Origin of the sequence: Planktomarina temperata RCA23, from assembly GCF_000738435.1 — a bacterium.
Classification (GTDB): domain Bacteria; phylum Pseudomonadota; class Alphaproteobacteria; order Rhodobacterales; family Rhodobacteraceae; genus Planktomarina; species Planktomarina temperata.
The window spans coordinates 2,723,763-2,742,653 of sequence record NZ_CP003984.1; the positions used below are offsets into that span (position 1 = coordinate 2,723,763).

Here is an 18,891-nt window from a genome sequence, read left to right on the forward strand (position 1 = left end):
GCATCTAATCAATCGCCTTGAAATAACGGTCACTGCGCCACGTCCAGAAGGCCAAAATTGAGGCGCCGGCAGAGGAAAACAAAATGCGATCTGCGCGCCCGACAATGTCTTTGAGCGGCACGAAGCCCACCCCGCCGATGGACTGCGGCACGCGGCTGTCAGAGGAATTGTCGCGATTGTCCCCCATGAAAAAGAAATGCCCCGCCGGTACCGCATAGACTTTTGTTGTGTCCACATTCATCCGACCTCCAAGGCGCATCGCATCTTGGTCATAGGTGTCCAACACGCCATGCTCGACGCCATTGGGCAGCGTCTCGATATATTTCGCCTTGATGCAATCTGCGCCCAACCCAACGGCACCATTGGAACAGACCGGACGGTTGCGCTGTGAGCCTTGTGGCTCATAGATTTCCACGAAATCCTCCACCTGTCTGCGCTCAACCGGCGTGCCGTTGATCTGCAGCACCCCGCCTTGCATTTGTATCTTGTCGCCCGGAAGACCGACCAAGCGTTTGATATAATCAGCGCCTGTCACCGGATGGCGAAACACAACCACATCGCCGCGCTCAGGAACGCCGCCCAAAATCCGCGTGTCACGGTCCTTGATGAAGCCACAAAAATCATCCGCATCAATGTTTAAGCCCAGCGCGGCAATTTGAATTTTCGGACAGGAGGCATAGGAATACCCATAGGCCATTTTATTGACGAATAAAAAATCCCCGATCAACAGGCTGTCTTTCATCGAGCCCGAGGGGATCCAGAAGGGTTGAAAAAACAAGGTGCGAAACACCCCAGCAATCAGCAGGGCATAGACCACAGTTTTGACCGTCTCTATTGCACTCGCAGCAAAGCTTTTTTCTTCAATGTCGTCCATAACATCCTCGGGATTTGATTTAGGGCTATGTGCGGCGCTTACGGTCGAGAGTCAAGTTGCCCCGCCCTCATTCGGGCGCGCTTCGATAACCACAAAAGCCTGTGCCCAGGGGTGATCATCGGTCAACGTACAATGGATCACCGCCGTATGACCTGCGGGCGTCATCTGCGCCAAACGCTCCGCCGCCCAGCCCGTGACCGCCATCACCGGCTGACCGCTGCGCATATTGGTCACAGCCATGTCTTTCCAACTGATGCCCATGGCCAAGCCCGTCCCGAGCGCCTTTGAGCAGGCTTCTTTCGCGGCCCAGCGTTTGGCATAAGTGCCCGCCACATCTTTACGCGCCTCCGACTTGCGTTGCTCAACCTGCGTAAAGACCCGGTTTTTAAAACGATCCCCAAAGCGATCCAATGTGCCTTGAATCCGCTTAATATTCGCCAAATCTGTTCCGATACCTAAAATCATCGCCGGGCGTTTTGCATCAAGCGACGCATTTCGGCAATGGCCGGTCCAAGACCCAAAAAGACAGATTCCCCGATCAAAAAATGTCCAATGTTCAGCTCGGCCACTTCTGGAAGGGCGGCAATCGGCGCCACGGTTTCATAGCTCAAGCCATGACCGGCGTGCACCTCTAACCCCAGATCGGCTGCAAATTGCGCACAGCGGGTGATCCGCGCCAATTCCTCTTTCGCAGCCTGGTGATTGCCCTCGGCATGGAAATCACAATAGGCGCCTGTATGAAGCTCAACCACAGCGGCCCCCACCTGCGCACTGGCTTGCAATTGCCCCTCATCTGCGGCCACAAAAAGCGACACCCGACAGCCGGCCTGAGCCAGTGGCGCAATGAAATCACCAAGACGGTCCTGATCGCCAACCACATCCAGCCCGCCCTCGGTGGTCCGTTCTTCGCGCTTTTCTGGCACGAGACAGACCGCATGGGGCTTGTGCCGCAGGGCTATGGCTTGCATTTCGGCGGTTGCTGCCATTTCAAAGTTTAAAGGGATGCGCAACGCACCCATCAAAGCGTCAATATCGGCATCAAGAATATGCCGGCGATCCTCACGCAGATGCGCGGTAATGCCGTCGGCCCCCGCGGCCTGCGCCAACAAGGCCGCGCGCAGAGGGTCGGGATAAGCGCCACCCCGTGCATTGCGCAAGGTCGCAACATGATCGATATTGACGCCAAGGCGTTGCTCTATGGACATAAAAAACTCTTTCCGTTTCTACCTCAGACGCCCGAATCGTCTTCGCGTGTAAGGAGGGTTTTGCGGCGTAACTCTGCAATTTTGGCCGCCAATTGACCCTTTCTGCGATTTTTATATACGCGAATAGCTGGGACCGTAATAGCGTAAATCACCAGCCCTGAGATGACCCCCGGCACCACCCCGCCGATCATCCAAGGGAAAAATACTGTGTGCCAAAATTCGACCAAATAAGTCCAATCTCCCGGGGTTTGGGAGAAAAATGCTGCGATATTCGCGCCCAATTCTGTCACCGCGCGGGCAAACATTTCACCCAGGCCCAAATGCAAATCACTCTCTGGCCGCTTGCCCAAAAACGCATGTCCAAAACCAAGCGCCGTTGCGCCAATGGGGATGTGGGTCAGCGGATTGCCGAAAAAAGTTCCCAAAAGCGAGGCGAGAACATTGGCCCTTAATACAAGCGCGAGCACCCAAGCCACGAAAAAATGTAACCCGTAAAACGGGGTGAAGGAGGTGAACACGCCAATCGCCACGCCGCGCGCGATTTCTTCCGGCGTTCCTGGCAGGCGGCGCAAACGGTGTTTGATGTAAGAATAGGCACGGGCCCAGCCGCCCTTTGGGTAAAGCCATTCCCAAAGCGCTCTGTGCAGCCCACGCTTTTCGCGACGTTTAAACACCAATTTCGCCCCACTCACCATTCATAGAGTCGATATCCCGCCCCAGTTCCGGATTCCGGTGGCGGCTCACCTCTGCCACGTCACTTTCGGCCTCCAGCGCCGTGAGCACCATGTGCAATTGTGACACATCCCTCAGCTCCAATTCGACGAGCAGTTTGAAATAGTCCGGCTTGCGGTCCAAAAAGTGAATGTCAGAGATATTCGCATTCTGATCGCCAATCAATGTACAAATCCGCCCCATGACGCCTGCACCATTCAAAATCGTCGTGATGATCTGCGCCGGGTGGGTCGCGGCATGCTGTCCGTCACGCCAATGCAGATCCAACCACCGGTCCATTTGGGTTTCATAATGCAACAGGTTGGGGCAATCGATGGTGTGAATCACAACCCCATGACCTTTGAAAATGATCCCAACAATACGCTCTCCAGGCAAAGGGTTGCAACAGACACCATGGGTGAATTTCTGTCCTGGCTCCAACCCCATCAACGCCACCGTTGGCCCCACCTCATCGGTGTCGCGCACTTTAAGATTTGGATAGAGCTCCGCCACCACGTCGCGCGCGGCGATTTCAGAGCTGCCCAGCCGGGCCAAAAGCTCATCGGCACTTGGCAATCCATAATGTTTCGCCGCGGTCTTCAAAGCACGGTCGGTGGCCTTTTTGTTGACATTCTCGAAAGCGACACGGGCAAACTCTTTCCCCAGCTTGATAAATTTCTCGCGGTCAAATTCGCGCAGACTGCGGCGGATCGCTGTTTTCGCCCGGCCCGTGGCGACGATATCAATCCAGCTGGCCGGCGGGGTTTGCCCCTCTGCGGTGATGATCTGCACAGATTGCCCATTGCGCAGGCGCGTCCAAAGCGGCACGCGGATACCGTCAACCTTTGCCGAGACACAGGCCGCGCCGATGCGTGTGTGGATCGCATAGGCAAAATCAATGGGCGTCGCGCCACGCGGCAGTTTGATGACATCGCCTTTGGGCGAAAAGCAAAACACCTGGTCGGTGTACATTTCCAATTTGAACGCTTCGAGGAATTCCCCATCATCGCCTTCGGAGCTGAACCGCTCTGTCAGCGATGAAATCCAAGTCGAAGGATCCAGAGCAAAAGGATTATCCACCCGCGCACCGTCGCGATAAGACCAAGTCGCCGCCGCACCTTTTTCCGCCACTTGATGCATCGATTTGGTGCGGATTTGCACCTCCACCCGGCGGGCGTTGCGCCCCGAAACCGTGGTGTGAATGCTGCGGTAACCGTTAGATTTTGGCTGGCTGATGTAATCTTTAAACCGCCCCGGCACGGCCCGCCACCGCTGATGGATCAGCCCGAGCACCCGATAGCAATCGGATTCATGATCTACAATGACCCGAAACCCATAGATATCTGACAAGCGCGAGAAGGACAGTTCCTTATTTTGCATTTTGCGCCATATGGAATAGGGCTTTTTGGCCCGACCTTGAATTTCCGCGCCCTCAAGCCCGGCGCGCTCCAATTCCTCAAGCAAGTCGCCTTTGATCTGTTGCACCACATCGCCGGTTTCGTTTTGCAACTTGATAAAACGGCGCATAATGGATTTGCGCCCGTCAGGATTGAGCACTTGAAAGGCCAAGTCTTCCAGCTCTTCGCGCAGCCAATGCATCCCCATGCGCCCGGCCAGTGGCGCATAAATATCCATAGTTTCCAGAGCTTTTTGTTGCTGTTTTTCCGGCGTCATCGAGCGGATGGTGCGCATATTATGCAAACGGTCCGCCAATTTAACCAAAGTGACCCGAATATCTTTTGAAGTGGCCATGATCAGCTTGCGAAAATTCTCCGCCTGCTTGTTCACTCTGGAGGAGAGTTGCAGATTGGTGAGCTTTGTCACCCCGTCGACCAGTTCAGCCACCTCGCGGCTGAACATACGTTCGACATCACCAAAACTCGCTTTGGTGTCTTCAATCGTGTCATGCAGCAGCGCGGTGATGATCGTCGCATCGTCAAGATGCTGATCGGCCAAAATGCGGGCGACTGCTACGGGATGGGTGTAATAGGGCTCGCCAGATCTGCGAAACTGTCCCTCATGCATCTCTTGGCAAAAACCATAGGCTTTCGCAATCTGCTCGGCGTTGGTGGACGGATTATAGGCGCGGATCAGACCGATCAGGTCATCGGCTGTGATCATGCCTATGTTTCCTTAAGGTTGGCCTTGAGCTTCCATCAAAGCACGCAGCAATTTTTCGTCGTTCAAATCATCTTCAGCCGGCTTGTCAGGCTCGCCGCCCATCAACAGGGCCATGGAATCTTCTTCCGGCTCGTCGACTTCGATTTGAGTTTGATTGCTTTCAATCAACCGCTCAAGCAGATCATCGACCATTTGAGTTTCATCGGCAATTTCACGCAGGGAAACGACAGGGTTTTTGTCGTTGTCGCGATCTACAGTCACCGGAGACCCACTGGCAATCTCGCGCGCCCGATGAGCCGCCAGCATGACCAGATCAAAACGATTTGGAACCTTGTCTACACAATCTTCAACTGTGACACGCGCCATGTCTGATCTCCTGCACCTGTGATGAAGTTCGCTATTTAGGAGCGAATGCCAAGAAACGCAAGGGTGAATCGCGCATTCACGCCTCGGGCGCGCACCTATGGCAATGGCTTGAGGGCCGCACGGTCTTCGGATGGCAAACGCTCAAACATCTGGCGCACCGTCAGACCCGATACCGGGTGACGCCAATTGGGTGCGACATCCATCAGCGGCCCTAAAACAAAGGCTCTATCCTGCATTCTTGGATGCGGTAGGATCAACTCTTGCGGGGTTTGAGACATTTGTTCAGACAGCGGTTTGTCGCGCCAGGCCTCATAAACCTCAATCGTTGGTGCAACTTCATCCCCAAAGGCCAGTAAATCCAGATCCAAAACCCGGCCGCCCCATCGCTGGCTGCGCAGTCGGCCAAAATTGGCCTCGATGCGATGCAGAATCGCCAAAAGCTCGTGTGATTCGCCCTGAAATTGAAATGAAACCGCCGCATTGACGTAATCGGGCCCATATCCAACGGGAAAACACGGGGTAACGAAATATTTACTTTTTCGCAGGAGGCTATTGGTCATTGACCGAAGTGACGCTATTGCATAGCCTAAAGTCACATGCGGCGGGCCAATTTCAGACTCTAAATTGCCGCCCATTGCGACCAGTATTGTTTTTTGCTGGGTTGTCATTTTATTTTGCATGGGTGACATTTACATAAACTATTTTAATAACTATCTTAAAGAAGCCTAGGCTGCAACTTACTCATCTCGCGGCACTCGGTACTTAAAAAGGATATATTTGGTATGTTTTACCGCGACGAGCGCTTAGCGCTTTTTATTGATGGCGCAAATCTATATGCAGCCGCGAAAGCCTTGGGCTTTGACATCGACTACAAATTGCTTCGCCAAGAATTCACGAGCCGTGGAAAAATGCTGCGGGCGTTCTACTACACCGCGCTTTTGGAGAACGATGAATATTCACCAATCAGACCTTTGGTTGATTGGCTGAATTACAACGGCTTCACCATGGTCACCAAAGCGGCAAAAGAATTTACCGACAGCCAAGGCCGCCGGAAGATCAAGGGCAACATGGACATCGAGTTGACCGTAAACGCGATGGAACTGGCCCCGCATGTTGATCATATCGTGCTCTTCTCCGGTGACGGTGACTTCCGGCCAATGGTCGAAAGTGTACAGCGCCAGGGCGTGCGCGTGTCCGTGGTCTCCACAATTCGCAGCCAACCGCCGATGATTGCCGATGAACTGCGTCGCCAGTGCGACAATTTCATCGAATTGGATGCGTTGCGTGACGTGATCGGTCGCCCAGCACGCGAAACCGATGACTTTGTGGCCCCGGCGGAAGCTGATTAATTCGCCCCAAGCTCTGGACGATCTTGCTCGGCACATTTAGCGTGCCGAGCAAAGGACCGTTGCCATGACAAAACCTGAGCTCAAACTTTATCTCGCCGCGCCAAGAGGTTTTTGCGCGGGGGTGGATCGTGCGATAAAAATCGTAGAGATGGCTTTGCAAAAATGGGGTGCACCCGTGTTTGTGCGCCATGAGATCGTGCACAATAAATTTGTCGTCGACGGCCTGCGCGCCCAGGGTGCTATATTTGTGCAAGAGCTGGACGAATGTCCGGATGATCGCCCGGTGATTTTTTCCGCGCATGGGGTGCCGAAGTCCGTTCCAAGCGCCGCGCAGGCGCGCAATATGATCTATGTCGATGCCACCTGCCCTTTGGTCAGTAAAGTTCATATCGAAGCCGAACGCCACAGTGAGAACGGCCTTCAAATGATCATGATTGGCCATGCCGGCCATCCCGAAACCATCGGCACCATGGGACAATTGCCCGATGGCGAGGTGCTTTTGGTCGAGAGCGAAGCCGATGTTGAAGCCGTCGCCGTGCGTGACCCAGATCGGCTGGCCTATATCACCCAAACCACCCTATCGGTCGATGATACAGCCGGGGTTGTCGCGGCCCTGCAACGCCGCTTCCCAAATATCGCCGGGCCACATAAAGAAGATATCTGCTACGCCACCACCAATCGCCAAGAAGCGGTCAAAGCCATTGCCCCGCTCTGCGATGCGCTTTTGGTGGTTGGGGCGCCCAATTCTTCCAATTCCAAGCGTCTGGTTGAAGTCGCCGCGCGCGCCGGATGCAGCTATGCGCAATTGGTGCAGCGCGCCAAAGATATTGACTGGCGCGCATTGGATGGGATCAAGACCATCGGCATCACCGCCGGCGCTTCGGCGCCAGATGTCTTAATCCAAGAGGTGATTGACGCCTTTTCGGAGCATTATGCGGTCACAATCGAAACGGTAGAGACGGCAAAAGAAAACGTCAGTTTCAAAGTGCCGCGCATCCTGCGGGAGGTCGGAGCGCCCGCCCATGACTGATGCGCAAACTCTCGCCGTCTATGACGCCAAAATTGAAGATTACCTGCGCTTGACCCAAGCGCCGCCCAGCAAATCACTCTTGGCCTTCATCAAGGCCATCCCTGAGGGTGGGCGCGTTTTGGATTTGGGCTGTGGTCCCGGTCTGGCCGCTGCAGAAATGGCGCGCCAGGGCTGCAAAGTGGAGGCCATTGACGGCAGCGCAGAGATGGTGGCCGCCGCCAGAAAACACCCCGGCGTCACAGCCCAGCAAGCCACATTTGACGAATTGCCATCACAGGCCACATACCATGGGATTTATGCCAATTTTTCACTGCTGCACGCCCAGCGCGCAGATTTCAATCGCCATATTCAAGCCTGCCACGCAGCGCTGCATCCTGGTGGGATCTTGCACCTCGCCATGAAGCTTGGCACGGGCGAGAAACGCGATGATCTCGGGCGCTTTTATACCTATTACACCGCCGAAGAGCTGAAAGATATTTTGACGCAAGCCGGCTTCACTCTCACCTTCGAGCGCGAGGGACAGGAAAAAGGGCTGGCCGGAGATGTGGAACCCTTCATCATGATAGCCGCCCATGCATGATCTAATCGCCTATACCGACGGGGCCTGCAGTGGCAATCCCGGCCCGGGCGGCTGGGGTGTGGTGATGCAGGCCAAAACGGGCGACACGGTGACCAAGCAGCGCGAACTCAAAGGCGGGGCGAAAGAGACAACCAACAATCGTATGGAGCTCATGGCGGCGATCTCCGCCCTTGAAGCCCTGTCCCGACGCTCGGCAATCACAATCGTCACCGACAGCGTTTACGTCAAAGATGGCGTGACCAAATGGATTTTCGGCTGGAAGAAAAACGGCTGGAAAACCGCCGCAAAAAAGCCGGTCAAGAATGAAGACCTGTGGAAACAATTGGATGCCGCCCAAGCTCGGCATCAGGTGACTTGGGAATGGGTCAAGGGCCATGCGGGGCATCCTCAAAACGAATTGGCTGATGAATTGGCCCGTGCCGGCATGGCACCATTCAAGGACTAAGCCCGCAGGGCGGAAAGCACGACATGGATAAGAAACGAAAACTCACTTCCGTTTTTGAAATCTCTGGATCAGTTTTGGCGATGGTCTACGCGTTGCTCATCGCCTCGAATACAGGCAATGAGATTTTGGGGTTCTCTCTGCTGTTCATCTCAGCCAGCCTTTTTGCCGCCTGGGCTGTGATTGACCGCCGTTGGACCTTTTTGCTGCTTCAGGCCTTCTACGCCGGATCCGCCATCATCGGCCTGATCCGCTGGGCTTAGATGAGCTCTTCGGGCAGCGCATGGCCTTGTAGAAACTCAGCGGCGGTTTGCGCGGTTTTGCCCGCCAGTTGCAGCCGCGTAATGGTCACTGATCCCTGACCGCAGGCCACTTCAAACCCGCCAAGCACCTGCCCCGGCGCACCAGAACCTTGGCCCGTTTGGGAGGCCAAAAGTTTCATCCGCTGTCCCGCCAGTTCACACCAGGCACCGGGAAAGGGAGACAGGGCGCGAATTTGCCGGTCCACCTCAAGCGCCGGCCGCGTCCAGTCAATGCGTGCCTCAGATTTGTCAATTTTCTGTGCATAGCAAATGCCCAGATCGGGCTGTGCTTCGGGCGGATGACCCGGCAAATCGGCCAAAACATCCACAATCGCCGCAGCGCCCAGCGCGGCAAGGCGATCATGCAGCTCGGCGGTGGTCTCTTGCGCCGCAATATCCAGCGCGCGGCGCAGACGCACCGGCCCAGTGTCCAGACCCGCATCCATCTGCATGATACACACCCCAGTCTGCGCATCCCCGGCCATAATTGCCCTATGGATTGGCGCCGCGCCGCGCCAACGCGGCAGAAGGCTGGCATGAATATTCAAACATCCAAAGCGCGGGGCATCCAAAAGCGCTTGTGGCAAGATCAACCCGTAAGCCACCACCACGGCGATATCCGCCTCAAGAGCCGCAAAATTGGCCAGCTCAGCCGGATCATGGAAGTTTTTGGGTGTAAAGACCGTCCATCCTTGGCACTCGGCATAGGCTTGCACCGGCGACGTACGACGTTTTTGCCCCCGGCCGGATTTACGCGGCGGTTGGCTGTAGACGGCTGCGATCTCATGGCCAGCCTCGGCCAAGGCCCGCAAAGCGGCGACCGAAAAATCGGGCGTGCCCATGAAAACTACGCGCATAGTTTTCGAGCCTTTTTGATCAGCATGTCGCGCTTGAGCTTGGAGAGATTGTCAAAATACATCCGCCCATTGAGGTGATCGACCTGATGGAGCATCGAGCGGGCCCAGAGGCCAACCAGATCTTTTTCCTGCCAAGCGCCAGCTTCGTCCATATAGCGCACCGTCACGCCGCGCGGGCGTTTGATCTGCGCGGAGACATAGGGCAGATTAGGGCTGGCCTCTTCGCCCATCTCAAGCTTGGCCGATACGTGCAGTACCTCGGGATTGGCCATGCGCAGAACCTCACCGCGCGCCGAAGAGGCATCCACCACCGCCAAGCGCAACCCAATGCCCAATTGCGGCGCTGCCAAACCAACGCCAGGCATCGCTTCCATCACCGCAATCATATCGCGCCAAATCTCTTCAATTTCCGGGGTGATTTTCTCAATCGGGTCCGCAAGTCGTCGCAAACAAGGGTGCGGCCAAGGCACAATGCTTCGGCTCATGACCGGGCCTGCTCACGTTTGAGTTTCTGCATCTTGCGAGTCATAAGTTGGCGGCGCATCGGTTTGAGGTAATCAATGAACAGCTTGCCGTTTAGGTGATCCAACTCATGCTGCGCGCAAGTGGCCCAAAGCCCATCGAATCTTTGTGCATGGGTTTTCCCGTCCAGGCCCAGCCATTGCATATCAATCTCTGCAGGCCGTTCCACCTCGCCATATTGCTCTGGAATGGACAGGCAGCCCTCTTCATAGGTGCTCAACGCCTCAGAGACCCAGGTGATGACCGGATTCAGCAGAACCATCGGCGCCGGTGCGGCCCCTTCCTCTTTCACGCAATCCATAACGAACACGCGGCTCATCACGCCGATTTGCGGCGCAGCCAGTCCGATGCCCGGTGCATCATACATGGTTTCAAGCATATCCTCAGCCAAACGCTCAATCGCGGGGGTCACCTCAGCCACGGGCGCCGCCGTCTTTTTCAAGCGCGGATCGGGATGGATTATTATGGGGCGTATTGTCATAGCGGTGTGATATTCAATGCCGACCCGCAGCGCAATTGCCGCATCAAAGATTCTTACCGCAATTTGCGTGCCGGGCCCTTCCCAGCGCTTGATCTTTGGCCTTTTCACAGTAATCTTACGCGAAAATATTGGGATTTTCCATGACCTTTGACACCCAGATTGACCGCCGCAACACCCACTCCTCCAAATGGGATATGATGGAGCCGCTCTATGGCGTGTCGCCCGACGATGGTTTGGCAATGTGGGTGGCAGATATGGATTTTCGTCCGCCACAAGCGGTGGCAGACAGTCTGGCTAGGCTTACAGAGCATGGGATCTACGGCTATTTTGGCGATGACAGCAAATATCTCGACGCGATTGCCTGGTGGATGAAACACCGTCACGGCTGGGAGGTGCCCCGCGGCGGTATTTTCACCACCCATGGGCTGGTGAATGGCACGGCGCTTTGTTTGGATACATTCACAGAGCCAGGCGACGGCGTGGTTCTATTCACCCCGGTCTATCATTCCTTCGCCAAAGTGATCCGCGCCAATGACCGCGAGGTGATCGAATTGCCACTGGTGCAAAACAATGGCCGCTATGAGATGGATTTCGACAGCTATGACGCCGCCCTGCCGCCCCATGCGAAAATGGTCATCCTTTGCTCGCCGCATAATCCTGGCGGGCGGGTATGGAGCCGCGCGGAACTGCAACAGGTGGCAGAATTTTGCATCAAACATGATCTGCTTTTGGTCAGTGATGAGATTCACCACGATCTGACCTTCGGCGCGAAACACACAGCCATGGCACTGATTGACGGAATTTCAGATCGCTTGATTATGATGACTGCGGCCAGCAAGACCTTCAATATTGCAGGGGGGCATTCGGGCAATGTGATCATTGAAGATCCAAATTTGCGCGCGCGTTTTGCCAAACGGATGCAGGCGCTCGGACTGTCCCCAAATTCCTTTGGCCTGCATATGATTACCGCGGCCTATTCGCCAGAAGGGGCGCAATGGGTGGATGAATTGCTGGTCTATCTCGATGGAAACCGCAAGATTTTCGACGCTGGGATCAACGCCATTCCCGGCCTAGCATCCATGCCTCTTGAGGCCACCTATCTGGCTTGGGTGGATGTCTCTGGAACGGGCATGTCTTTACAGGAGGCCATTGACCGGGTGCAAAAACGGGCCAAAATCGCCGTCAACCACGGGCCAACCTTCGGCACAGGTGGCGAAAGCTTCCTGCGCTTTAACATCGGCACGCAGCGCGCCAATGTCGAGCGGGCGGTTGCAGCCATGCAGGAGGCTTTTTCGGATCTCCAGTAGCCGCCGGCCCAGTTAACTGCGGCCAATCAAGGCCACAGGCTTATTGGCATCCCGCTCAAAGTCCAGCGGCGCGCTGTCAACGGCACGGGTGTTGCGCTTGAACTCATAGCGCATCTCCCCGCCCTCTTCCTCAGAGGCGACGATCAAACATTGATACAGATGGCGGCTGCCGTCGTAGAGGTCCACGAGACCGCGCAACTGCGGCGCATCTTGCAGATCCACTGAAAATCCGCTGTCCCAATATTTCAGAACCGTAAAAATCTCCGTGCCGGCCTGCACCCGCAATCGGCTCTTCTTCCGCAGCGCCTGCTTGCGAGCCGCTTCCAAACCCTCCGCCACTTCTTTCGGCAAAAATGTTGTCATTTTAACATCTCCTTAACCAATAGCCTGCGCGGGAAAACCGCGACGGTCAAGGCAGTCACTAAAATGTGAAGCGTTTTTTTAAGGCGCTCAAGCCGCCGGAGTTTTGCGATTGCGCAGCACATGTTCCATATCTGGATGATAGAGCGCAGAATCCACAAAATCTTGCTGCTCTTTCAGCGCAGGCCCCACCAAGATCAAGGCCGTTCGGGTGATTTTCGCATCCCGCACTTTCTTGCGAATATCGCTCAGAGTGCCGCGGATGATGATCTGATCGGGCCAACTGGCCCGGTAAGCGACCACGACCGGGCAATCGGCCCCGTAATGCGGGATTAAAACCCGTTCAATCTCACGCATATTGCGAATCGCGAGGTGAATGGCGAGCGTTGCGCCAGAGATGGCAAAATTCTCAAGGGTCTCCCCCGCAGGCATGGAGGTCGACTTCATCGACATGCGCGTCAAAACAATCGACTGGGCAATCTCAGGAATCGTCAACTCTTGCCCCAGGGCGGCCGCAACGGCGGTATAGGCGGGCACGCCGGGAATAATTTCATAGTCAATGCCATCGGCGCGCAGGCGGCGAATTTGCTCCGCAATCGCGCCATAGAGCGACGGATCCCCAGAATGCACCCGCGCCACATCCTGCCCTTTGGCATGGGCGGCCAGAATTTCCGCATGGGTCTCATCTAATGTCATGGGCGCCGTATCCAGAACGCGCGCATCTTTGGGCGCGCAGGCCACAACCTCCTCGGGCACCAAAGACCCGGCATAAAGGCATACGGGACATGCACCAATGATCCGCGCAGCTTTCAGGGTCAAAAGTTCAGGATCCCCGGGCCCCGCTCCGATGAAAAACACTGTCATCTGCCGTTTCCTTCTTTCATGGGGGCCAAATCCCCATCAATCTTGCGCGCATAGCCGCGCGGGGTAAACATACGAGGCCCTTCGCCCAACTGCGCCAGCCGCGAATTTGACGAGCCAATCAGCACCACTGTCAGCATATCCACCTCATCCACCTGCAAATCCTCTAGGCGGCGATAGCGAATATGTTCCTCAGGCCGCCCCAATGAGCTGGCCAGCATCACCGGCGTATCAGCCGGGCGATGTTGCAACAAAATATCGCGCGCCTCTGACAAAAGCGTGCGTCGGGTTTTGGAGACGGGATTATAGAAGGCGATGACAAAATCCCCCTCAGCCGCCGCTTGCAAGCGGCGCAGAATATCGGCGCGCGGTGTGAGCAGATCTGACAATGATATCGTACAAAAATCATGGCCCAATGGCGCCCCAGCGCGTGCCGCCGCCCCTTGCAGGGCAGAAACCCCCGGCGAGCAAACAACATCCACGCGGCGGGCCGCATCGCTCACGCCCATTTGATCGGCTGGACGGTCCAGCAATTCAAAAACCAAGGCGCCCATGGCATAAATGCCCGCATCCCCAGAACAGACCAAGGCGACGTTCTTGCCAAGCCCCGCCTGTTCCAGCGCATAGCGACAGCGTGCCTCTTCACCGCCCAAGGGGAAATCGGAGCGCTCTTTGCCTGCGGCCAGCGGGCCCAGCAGATCGATATAAAGCCCATAGCCGACCAGCTCCTGCGCATCGGCGATCAAGCGCGACACCTCCGGCGTGCGCCAAGCCGCCTGGCCTGGCCCAATCCCAACCACCGACAGACGACCACGGGCAGCGCCGCGTAAATCTGACAGGGGCCTATCCGCCAAACCAAGCGCCACCGTCGCATGCGCGGTCTTACGCTTTTGCATCCACAGCTTGCCCTCAGAGCCGAGCTGCGCCAAGGCCGCCCCTTCTGACACGCCATGACAGCCGACCTCGGCGAATACCACGTCAGAGGGCGTGGCCAAACGGGGGGTTTCCGCCTCCAGCGCCTCTGCGGAAAAAAGCCGCAAAGGCGCGTTCAACTGCCGGGCAAGCTCCAAGATCGCGGGCTCATCTGCTTTGAGCGAAATCGTGTTGATAGAGTGCACCGCCGCATCACAAACTCCCGCCTCATTGAGGGCCGTATGCACCAAATCGGCCAATTCCTGTGGCGGGCAATCGCGTGCGCAGCCCACCCCGATGGTCACGCGCTTGGGCGCAAATTGCAGGTGATGGGGGCCCAAATCGCTTTGCGGCGTCATATCACAGCTCAGCTTCACCGCATCACCCGCGGGCATATCGGCCAACCACGCCGCTTGAGCCGCCTCTGCACCCAAGAGCGCCGCACCGCCGCCGGATAACAGCGCTGCCATTGCGCCCTTGGCATCTTGCGGATTGGCCAAAGCCCAACCCTCGGGGGGCTCATCCAAAGACACACCCAGCGACACATCCCCCGCCGTTGTCACAGCAGCCGTGCTGTCCAGAGCCTCGGCAATCTTGCGCGCCAGACGGTTGGCCCCGCGATGCCCCCCCAAAAGCGGCACGACAACCGATCCATCATCGGCCACGGAAACCACCGGTGGCTCTTGAGTCTTATCGCTCAGCAGCGGGGCCACGGCGCGGATCAAAATCCCACTGGCACAAACTCCGACAATCGGAGTCCCTGCTGCGAAAAGATCACGCGCATGATCCAAAGCATTGTCAAAAAAAGCATCCGCCTGCCCCACGCGACCTCTACGGCCGTGCAGCGGCGCATCCAGCGCCTGCGCGATCGACTGAGCCACGGCAAGACCAGAGGCATTCAGCGCCAAAACAACAGGGGTTAGAGCCATGGATCGGCGCCTTTCGTTAAGATAATCATTGAAAAATAGGGGGCTTTTTCGGGAGCCTGAGCCAAAGGGCAGACCAATTCGTCCGGCAGGCTGGCCCGCTCGATATAGGCGGCTTTTTCGGTCAGGTTCAACTCCGCAATCACCGCGCGAATTTTAGGCAAATGCCGCCCCACCTTCATAATCACGACACTTTCTGCCCCCTCGATACGGGCGCGCAATTCTGCCGCTGGCAAGGGTCCGGGCAGAACTGTCAAACGCTCGTTGCGCGCCGCCAAAGGCATCCCCGCCCTTGCCGCGCAGGCCGTGATCGAGGTCACGCCGGGCACAACCTCCACCTGATAGTCGGCCGCAAGCCGCGCGTAGAGATACATAAAGCTTCCATAAAAGAACGGGTCTCCTTCGCAGAGGCAAATCACATCATCGCCCCGATCCAAAGCCGCCGCGATGCTCTTTGCGCCGATGTCATAGGCCGCCTGCGCCGGGGCGCGCTCAACCGTCATCGGCACATCCATCACAATTTCTTCCGCCTGAGGAGAAATGAGGTCTGCGGCAATGGCCCGCGCAAAACTCTTCCCACCGGCCAAACTCGGATAAGCGATCACCTTTGCGCCGGAGATGAGACGGCTTGATTTCACAGTGATCAATCCCGGGTCGCCAGGGCCAAGCCCGACGCCATACAAAATTCCACTCATCGCTTAATCAAGCTCCATTGGGTCACAGGCATGAAGGGGCGCCAACCACGATAGGGCCCGACCGGTTCGGCGCGATTCACCGAAAGGCGCACCAGCTCCCCGCCATGTTTGGCGTGGAGCGCCATCAAGACGGTTTCGCTCTCTAAGGTCACCGCATTGGCCACAAAACGCCCCAGGGGCTTGAGCGCTTGCCAGGCCGTTTCAAACACCGCGTCGCTCAAACCACCGCCGATGAAAATCGCATCCGGTGCTGCCAGCCCCTCAAGCGCATCCGGGGCCGTCCCCTCGATCACTTGCAGCTTGGGCGTGCCAAGAGCCAGCGCATTTTGGCCGGCCATCGCGCGGCGGTCCGCCCGCGGCTCAATGCCGATGGCCTGCGCGTAGCGGGCGGCGCGCATCCACTCCACGGCCACCGAACCGCAACCCGTGCCAATATCCCACAATAACGCACCGCGCATTGGCATCAGCTTGGCAATGGTGACCGCCCGCACCTCTCGTTTGGTCATGGTACCATCATGTTCAAAGAGCTCATCCGGCAGGCCCGGCACGCGCGGCAAAAGTGCCGCATCGGGCGCCGCCACACAGTCAACCGCAAGGGTGTTAAAAGGCGGCACCTCATGGGACCAACTCTCTGCCAGACCGTCAAAGCGTTGTTCTCTGTCGCCCCCCATGGCGGCCAGAACCGTCATCTTTGAGCTGCCAAAGCCGCGCTGCGTCAAAAATTGAGCGATTTGACCGGGGGTTTGTGCGCCCGTGGTCAAGATCAACAAACGTTGATCCGGTTGGATGAACGCAATCATCTGCTCAACCGGCCTGCCATGCACCGTTAGCGTTTCCACATCGGCCATTGACCAGCCCATCCGCGCAGAGGCCAGCTGAAAGGCACTGAGCTGCGGATGATAGGTGATTTCGCTCGGATCGATTTCACGGCCAATGCGCGCCCCAACGGAAAACCAAAGAGGATCACCCGTGGCCAAAACCACCACGCGCTTGCCGCGCAACCCCTGCAATGTTGAGATCAACGCATCAAATGGGCTGGGCCAGCTCAAGCGCTCCGCAGAGGTGATACCAGCCAACTGATGATGGCGATCCCCTCCGATAATGACCTCAGCCGATTGCACAACAGCGCGGGCCGCGGGCAGCAAACCCTCCAGCCCATCCTCACCGATACCTACAATGTGCAGCCAAGCGCTCATGCGACCAACTCCGGCAGGCCCGCAGACAATGCGTTGACCGCCGCAGAGGCAATCGCAGATCCACCCCGCCGGCCACGTAGAGCCACAAAGTCACAGCCGCGCGGGTTTGCCGCCAGTTCTGCTTTGGATTCCGCCGCACCCACAAAACCAACAGGAAACCCAAGAATTACAGCTGGTTTTGGCGCGCCGTGATCGAGAAGTTCAAGCAGATGAAACAGGGCTGTAGGCGCATTTCCAATCGCCACAACAGCGCCTTCGAGATGCGCAGCCCAAAGCTCAACCGCCGCAGCAGAGCGCGTGTTGCCGATCGTTTGGGCCAAAGCGGGCACGGAGGGATCGTTCAATGTGACAATCACAGGGTTTTCGGCCGGTAAATAGCGCCGGATTATCCCTGCCCCCACCATTTCACAATCACAAAGGATCGGTGCGCCCGCCGCCAAAGCCGCCGCACCTTTGCGGAAGGCCTGCTCAGAGAAGGCCAAACGATCTGCAACCTCAACCATGCCGCAGGCGTGAATGACCCGGGTCGCCAATTTGTCGAGTCCGTGAGGGAAGCGCGTCAAATCCGCCTCCCGCGCGACCGTGGCAAAGCTTTCAGCATATATGGCCTTTGGGTCTTTCTCATAAGGGCGCATGCGCGGGGCTTTCGATTGGTTCCAATGGGAGCGCCATTGAGTTCGTTTATGTCTTGGGTGACTTGCGCGCGCTTTCCGGCCCATGCGGATGATCCGCATGCGGATATTCCGCGTGTACATGGTCGTGGCTATGGGCATGTCCATGCGTGTGACCGTGACTGTGATCATGGCTGTGGTCATGATGATCGTGCCCTTTGGCCTGTTTTTCCAATCGGCACAGCCCGGTGCAAAAGCTGTCACAGAGGGTGCAATCCTCAACATTCGAGCCCGGCGCTGAGGCGCCCTGACCTTCCACATGGTGATGATGCGATTCTTGAACCGCACCCACCTCAGCTTCAAATCCCAAGACCTGCGTGCGATATTTGCACATGGCGCAATTGGGCGGTGGAATTTCTCCGACCTGCTCGGTGATCCTCTCTGCAAAGGTCGCCAGCACTTGCTCATGATCGTTCAAATACCCAGCTTTCACAAATTGGATATTAGCATTTGCCGCCGCAACCTGATCGGTAAAGCCATAAATTCGGTCAATCAAAATGCCCGAAAAGAGAAAATAAGGGAACACAACAATCCGCTTATACCCAAGTTTGCTTGCATGCTGCAGGCAGGGTTCAACAAGGGGGAAGGTCACGCCCGAATAGCCCACTTCACACCAGCCAAAGCCAAGCCCTTCGTGCAACATACGCGCAATTTTCGCCACATTGCCATTGGCATCGGGATCCGATGCCCCGCGCCCAATCACGACAAGGCAAGTCTCATGCATCGGGACCTCGCCATGGGCCGCATTGGCCGCCGCAATCGCCTCTTGCACACGGCCGCCAGCCGCGGCGATCATCTTGGGATCCACGCCCAACTCCCGGCCATAGCTGACCTCAATCCCATGTTTGGCCGCATAGGTGTTCAGCACGGTCGGGATGTCATTTTTGGAGTGCATGGCAGCAAAGAGCATACCGGGCACGGCCAGAATCTTGTCACATCCCTGCGCGCGCAGCCGATCCAACCCGTCGCGGATGACAGGGTTGGCAAATTCCAAATAGCCATATTCAACGGCCCATTCAGGCGGCAGATAGGCGGGCAGTTTTTCCGCCAGCACGCTAAATTGATCAACGGCCGCTTGGCTGCGCGAGCCGTGGCCACAAATCATGACACCGATTTTACTCAT

At 56.8% G+C, this 18,891-nt stretch carries 23 protein-coding genes; 6 read left to right on the plus strand and 17 right to left on the minus strand.

Annotation, left to right across the window (positions count from 1 at the left end):
• Positions 1 to 4: 4 nt before the first annotated feature.
• The 7 genes from lepB to folK form a co-directional block, all read right to left on the minus strand.
• Positions 5 to 874: a signal peptidase I gene (lepB, locus tag RCA23_RS13110; RefSeq protein WP_044050689.1), complete on the minus strand. Its 870-nt coding sequence runs from the start codon at positions 872 to 874 to the stop codon at positions 5 to 7.
• 51 nt (positions 875 to 925) lie between these two features.
• Positions 926 to 1,339 (minus strand): holo-ACP synthase, encoded by a 414-nt coding sequence (gene acpS / locus RCA23_RS13115; RefSeq protein WP_044050690.1) that lies wholly within the window; start codon positions 1,337 to 1,339, stop codon positions 926 to 928.
• Positions 1,336 to 2,079, minus strand: a complete 744-nt coding sequence (locus RCA23_RS13120; RefSeq protein ID WP_044050691.1) for a pyridoxine 5'-phosphate synthase — start codon at positions 2,077 to 2,079, stop codon at positions 1,336 to 1,338. The genes acpS and RCA23_RS13120 overlap by 4 nt, the downstream gene beginning before the upstream one ends.
• Positions 2,080 to 2,102: 23 nt before the next feature.
• Positions 2,103 to 2,753, minus strand: a complete 651-nt coding sequence (locus RCA23_RS13125; RefSeq protein ID WP_236631362.1) for a DUF2062 domain-containing protein — start codon at positions 2,751 to 2,753, stop codon at positions 2,103 to 2,105.
• Entirely contained in the window at positions 2,746 to 4,911 is a 2,166-nt protein-coding gene (locus RCA23_RS13130) for a RelA/SpoT family protein (RefSeq protein WP_052377187.1), read from the minus strand. Before RCA23_RS13130 ends, RCA23_RS13125 begins: the two co-directional genes overlap by 8 nt.
• A 12-nt stretch (positions 4,912 to 4,923) precedes the next feature.
• Complete coding sequence (gene rpoZ / locus RCA23_RS13135) at positions 4,924 to 5,277, minus strand: DNA-directed RNA polymerase subunit omega (RefSeq protein ID WP_044050692.1); 354 nt, start codon at positions 5,275 to 5,277, stop codon at positions 4,924 to 4,926.
• A 95-nt stretch (positions 5,278 to 5,372) separates the two neighbouring features.
• A complete protein-coding gene (folK, locus tag RCA23_RS13140; RefSeq protein WP_044050693.1) occupies positions 5,373 to 5,945 on the minus strand; it encodes a 2-amino-4-hydroxy-6-hydroxymethyldihydropteridine diphosphokinase in 573 nt (190 codons plus the stop codon).
• A 114-nt stretch (positions 5,946 to 6,059) separates the two neighbouring features.
• Here folK and RCA23_RS13145 point away from each other — a divergent pair, with 114 nt between their 5' ends.
• The 5 genes from RCA23_RS13145 to RCA23_RS13165 all read left to right on the plus strand — a co-directional run bounded on the left by RCA23_RS13145 (position 6,060) and on the right by RCA23_RS13165 (position 8,941).
• Complete coding sequence (locus tag RCA23_RS13145; protein WP_044050694.1) at positions 6,060 to 6,626, plus strand: LabA-like NYN domain-containing protein; 567 nt, start codon at positions 6,060 to 6,062, stop codon at positions 6,624 to 6,626.
• 64 nt (positions 6,627 to 6,690) lie between these two features.
• Entirely contained in the window at positions 6,691 to 7,656 is a 966-nt protein-coding gene (ispH, locus tag RCA23_RS13150; RefSeq protein WP_044050695.1) for a 4-hydroxy-3-methylbut-2-enyl diphosphate reductase, read from the plus strand.
• The gene (locus RCA23_RS13155) at positions 7,649 to 8,236 is read left to right on the plus strand and encodes a class I SAM-dependent methyltransferase (RefSeq protein ID WP_044050696.1); all 588 of its coding nucleotides are present in this window, start codon (positions 7,649 to 7,651) and stop codon (positions 8,234 to 8,236) included. The genes ispH and RCA23_RS13155 overlap by 8 nt, the downstream gene beginning before the upstream one ends.
• On the plus strand, positions 8,229 to 8,681 hold the full coding sequence (gene rnhA, locus RCA23_RS13160) for a ribonuclease HI (protein ID WP_044050697.1): 453 nt from the start codon (positions 8,229 to 8,231) through the stop codon (positions 8,679 to 8,681). The genes RCA23_RS13155 and rnhA overlap by 8 nt, the downstream gene beginning before the upstream one ends.
• 23 nt (positions 8,682 to 8,704) lie before the next feature.
• Positions 8,705 to 8,941, plus strand: a complete 237-nt coding sequence (locus tag RCA23_RS13165; RefSeq protein ID WP_044050698.1) for a hypothetical protein — start codon at positions 8,705 to 8,707, stop codon at positions 8,939 to 8,941.
• Here the strand turns inward: RCA23_RS13165 and fmt are convergent.
• The 3 genes from fmt to def (RCA23_RS13180) are packed head-to-tail and all read right to left on the minus strand — an operon-like array spanning position 8,938 to position 10,840.
• Positions 8,938 to 9,837: a methionyl-tRNA formyltransferase gene (gene fmt, locus RCA23_RS13170; RefSeq protein ID WP_044050699.1), complete on the minus strand. Its 900-nt coding sequence runs from the start codon at positions 9,835 to 9,837 to the stop codon at positions 8,938 to 8,940. The genes RCA23_RS13165 and fmt overlap by 4 nt on opposite strands.
• Positions 9,828 to 10,322 carry a peptide deformylase gene (def, locus tag RCA23_RS13175; RefSeq protein WP_044050700.1) on the minus strand — a complete coding sequence of 165 codons (495 nt, stop codon included), beginning with the start codon at positions 10,320 to 10,322 and terminating at the stop codon, positions 9,828 to 9,830. Before def (RCA23_RS13175) ends, fmt begins: the two co-directional genes overlap by 10 nt.
• Positions 10,319 to 10,840 carry a peptide deformylase gene (gene def / locus RCA23_RS13180; protein WP_044051583.1) on the minus strand — a complete coding sequence of 174 codons (522 nt, stop codon included), beginning with the start codon at positions 10,838 to 10,840 and terminating at the stop codon, positions 10,319 to 10,321. The genes def (RCA23_RS13175) and def (RCA23_RS13180) overlap by 4 nt, the downstream gene beginning before the upstream one ends.
• Positions 10,841 to 10,980: 140 nt before the next feature.
• Between def (RCA23_RS13180) and RCA23_RS13185 the strand changes: the two genes are divergently transcribed.
• On the plus strand, positions 10,981 to 12,147 hold the full coding sequence (locus RCA23_RS13185) for a MalY/PatB family protein (protein ID WP_044050701.1): 1,167 nt from the start codon (positions 10,981 to 10,983) through the stop codon (positions 12,145 to 12,147).
• 12 nt (positions 12,148 to 12,159) lie between these two features.
• On the opposite strand, the gene RCA23_RS13190 is transcribed toward RCA23_RS13185, so the two are convergent.
• From RCA23_RS13190 to RCA23_RS13220, 7 genes are all read right to left on the minus strand, one after another.
• A complete protein-coding gene (locus RCA23_RS13190; RefSeq protein WP_044050702.1) occupies positions 12,160 to 12,510 on the minus strand; it encodes a hypothetical protein in 351 nt (116 codons plus the stop codon).
• A gap of 87 nt (positions 12,511 to 12,597) precedes the next feature.
• Positions 12,598 to 13,371: a precorrin-4 C(11)-methyltransferase gene (cobM, locus tag RCA23_RS13195; protein ID WP_044050703.1), complete on the minus strand. Its 774-nt coding sequence runs from the start codon at positions 13,369 to 13,371 to the stop codon at positions 12,598 to 12,600.
• Positions 13,368 to 15,209, minus strand: a complete 1,842-nt coding sequence (gene cobJ, locus RCA23_RS13200) for a precorrin-3B C(17)-methyltransferase (protein ID WP_044050704.1) — start codon at positions 15,207 to 15,209, stop codon at positions 13,368 to 13,370. Before cobJ ends, cobM begins: the two co-directional genes overlap by 4 nt.
• On the minus strand, positions 15,200 to 15,901 hold the full coding sequence (gene cobI, locus RCA23_RS13205) for a precorrin-2 C(20)-methyltransferase (protein WP_044050705.1): 702 nt from the start codon (positions 15,899 to 15,901) through the stop codon (positions 15,200 to 15,202). Before cobI ends, cobJ begins: the two co-directional genes overlap by 10 nt.
• Positions 15,898 to 17,097 carry a bifunctional cobalt-precorrin-7 (C(5))-methyltransferase/cobalt-precorrin-6B (C(15))-methyltransferase gene (locus RCA23_RS13210; protein WP_044050706.1) on the minus strand — a complete coding sequence of 400 codons (1,200 nt, stop codon included), beginning with the start codon at positions 17,095 to 17,097 and terminating at the stop codon, positions 15,898 to 15,900. The genes cobI and RCA23_RS13210 overlap by 4 nt, the downstream gene beginning before the upstream one ends.
• Positions 17,094 to 17,732: a precorrin-8X methylmutase gene (locus RCA23_RS13215; RefSeq protein WP_044050707.1), complete on the minus strand. Its 639-nt coding sequence runs from the start codon at positions 17,730 to 17,732 to the stop codon at positions 17,094 to 17,096. Before RCA23_RS13215 ends, RCA23_RS13210 begins: the two co-directional genes overlap by 4 nt.
• A gap of 46 nt (positions 17,733 to 17,778) precedes the next feature.
• The gene (locus tag RCA23_RS13220; RefSeq protein ID WP_044050708.1) at positions 17,779 to 18,891 is read right to left on the minus strand and encodes a sirohydrochlorin chelatase; all 1,113 of its coding nucleotides are present in this window, start codon (positions 18,889 to 18,891) and stop codon (positions 17,779 to 17,781) included.

Coding starts and splice junctions, on each gene's coding strand:
- lepB (WP_044050689.1), bottom strand. CDS start 874: ATGGACGACATTGAAGAAAAAAGCTTTGCTGCGAGTGCAATAGAGACG.
- acpS (WP_044050690.1), bottom strand. CDS start 1,339: ATGATTTTAGGTATCGGAACAGATTTGGCGAATATTAAGCGGATTCAA.
- RCA23_RS13120 (WP_044050691.1), bottom strand. CDS start 2,079: ATGTCCATAGAGCAACGCCTTGGCGTCAATATCGATCATGTTGCGACC.
- RCA23_RS13130 (WP_052377187.1), bottom strand. CDS start 4,911: ATGATCACAGCCGATGACCTGATCGGTCTGATCCGCGCCTATAATCCG.
- rpoZ (WP_044050692.1), bottom strand. CDS start 5,277: ATGGCGCGTGTCACAGTTGAAGATTGTGTAGACAAGGTTCCAAATCGT.
- folK (WP_044050693.1), bottom strand. CDS start 5,945: ATGACAACCCAGCAAAAAACAATACTGGTCGCAATGGGCGGCAATTTA.
- RCA23_RS13145 (WP_044050694.1), top strand. CDS start 6,060: ATGTTTTACCGCGACGAGCGCTTAGCGCTTTTTATTGATGGCGCAAAT.
- ispH (WP_044050695.1), top strand. CDS start 6,691: ATGACAAAACCTGAGCTCAAACTTTATCTCGCCGCGCCAAGAGGTTTT.
- RCA23_RS13155 (WP_044050696.1), top strand. CDS start 7,649: ATGACTGATGCGCAAACTCTCGCCGTCTATGACGCCAAAATTGAAGAT.
- rnhA (WP_044050697.1), top strand. CDS start 8,229: ATGCATGATCTAATCGCCTATACCGACGGGGCCTGCAGTGGCAATCCC.
- RCA23_RS13165 (WP_044050698.1), top strand. CDS start 8,705: ATGGATAAGAAACGAAAACTCACTTCCGTTTTTGAAATCTCTGGATCA.
- fmt (WP_044050699.1), bottom strand. CDS start 9,837: ATGCGCGTAGTTTTCATGGGCACGCCCGATTTTTCGGTCGCCGCTTTG.
- def (WP_044050700.1), bottom strand. CDS start 10,322: ATGAGCCGAAGCATTGTGCCTTGGCCGCACCCTTGTTTGCGACGACTT.
- def (WP_044051583.1), bottom strand. CDS start 10,840: ATGACAATACGCCCCATAATAATCCATCCCGATCCGCGCTTGAAAAAG.
- RCA23_RS13185 (WP_044050701.1), top strand. CDS start 10,981: ATGACCTTTGACACCCAGATTGACCGCCGCAACACCCACTCCTCCAAA.
- RCA23_RS13190 (WP_044050702.1), bottom strand. CDS start 12,510: ATGACAACATTTTTGCCGAAAGAAGTGGCGGAGGGTTTGGAAGCGGCT.
- cobM (WP_044050703.1), bottom strand. CDS start 13,371: ATGACAGTGTTTTTCATCGGAGCGGGGCCCGGGGATCCTGAACTTTTG.
- cobJ (WP_044050704.1), bottom strand. CDS start 15,209: ATGGCTCTAACCCCTGTTGTTTTGGCGCTGAATGCCTCTGGTCTTGCC.
- cobI (WP_044050705.1), bottom strand. CDS start 15,901: ATGAGTGGAATTTTGTATGGCGTCGGGCTTGGCCCTGGCGACCCGGGA.
- RCA23_RS13210 (WP_044050706.1), bottom strand. CDS start 17,097: ATGAGCGCTTGGCTGCACATTGTAGGTATCGGTGAGGATGGGCTGGAG.
- RCA23_RS13215 (WP_044050707.1), bottom strand. CDS start 17,732: ATGCGCCCTTATGAGAAAGACCCAAAGGCCATATATGCTGAAAGCTTT.
- RCA23_RS13220 (WP_044050708.1), bottom strand. CDS start 18,891: ATGAGTAAAATCGGTGTCATGATTTGTGGCCACGGCTCGCGCAGCCAA.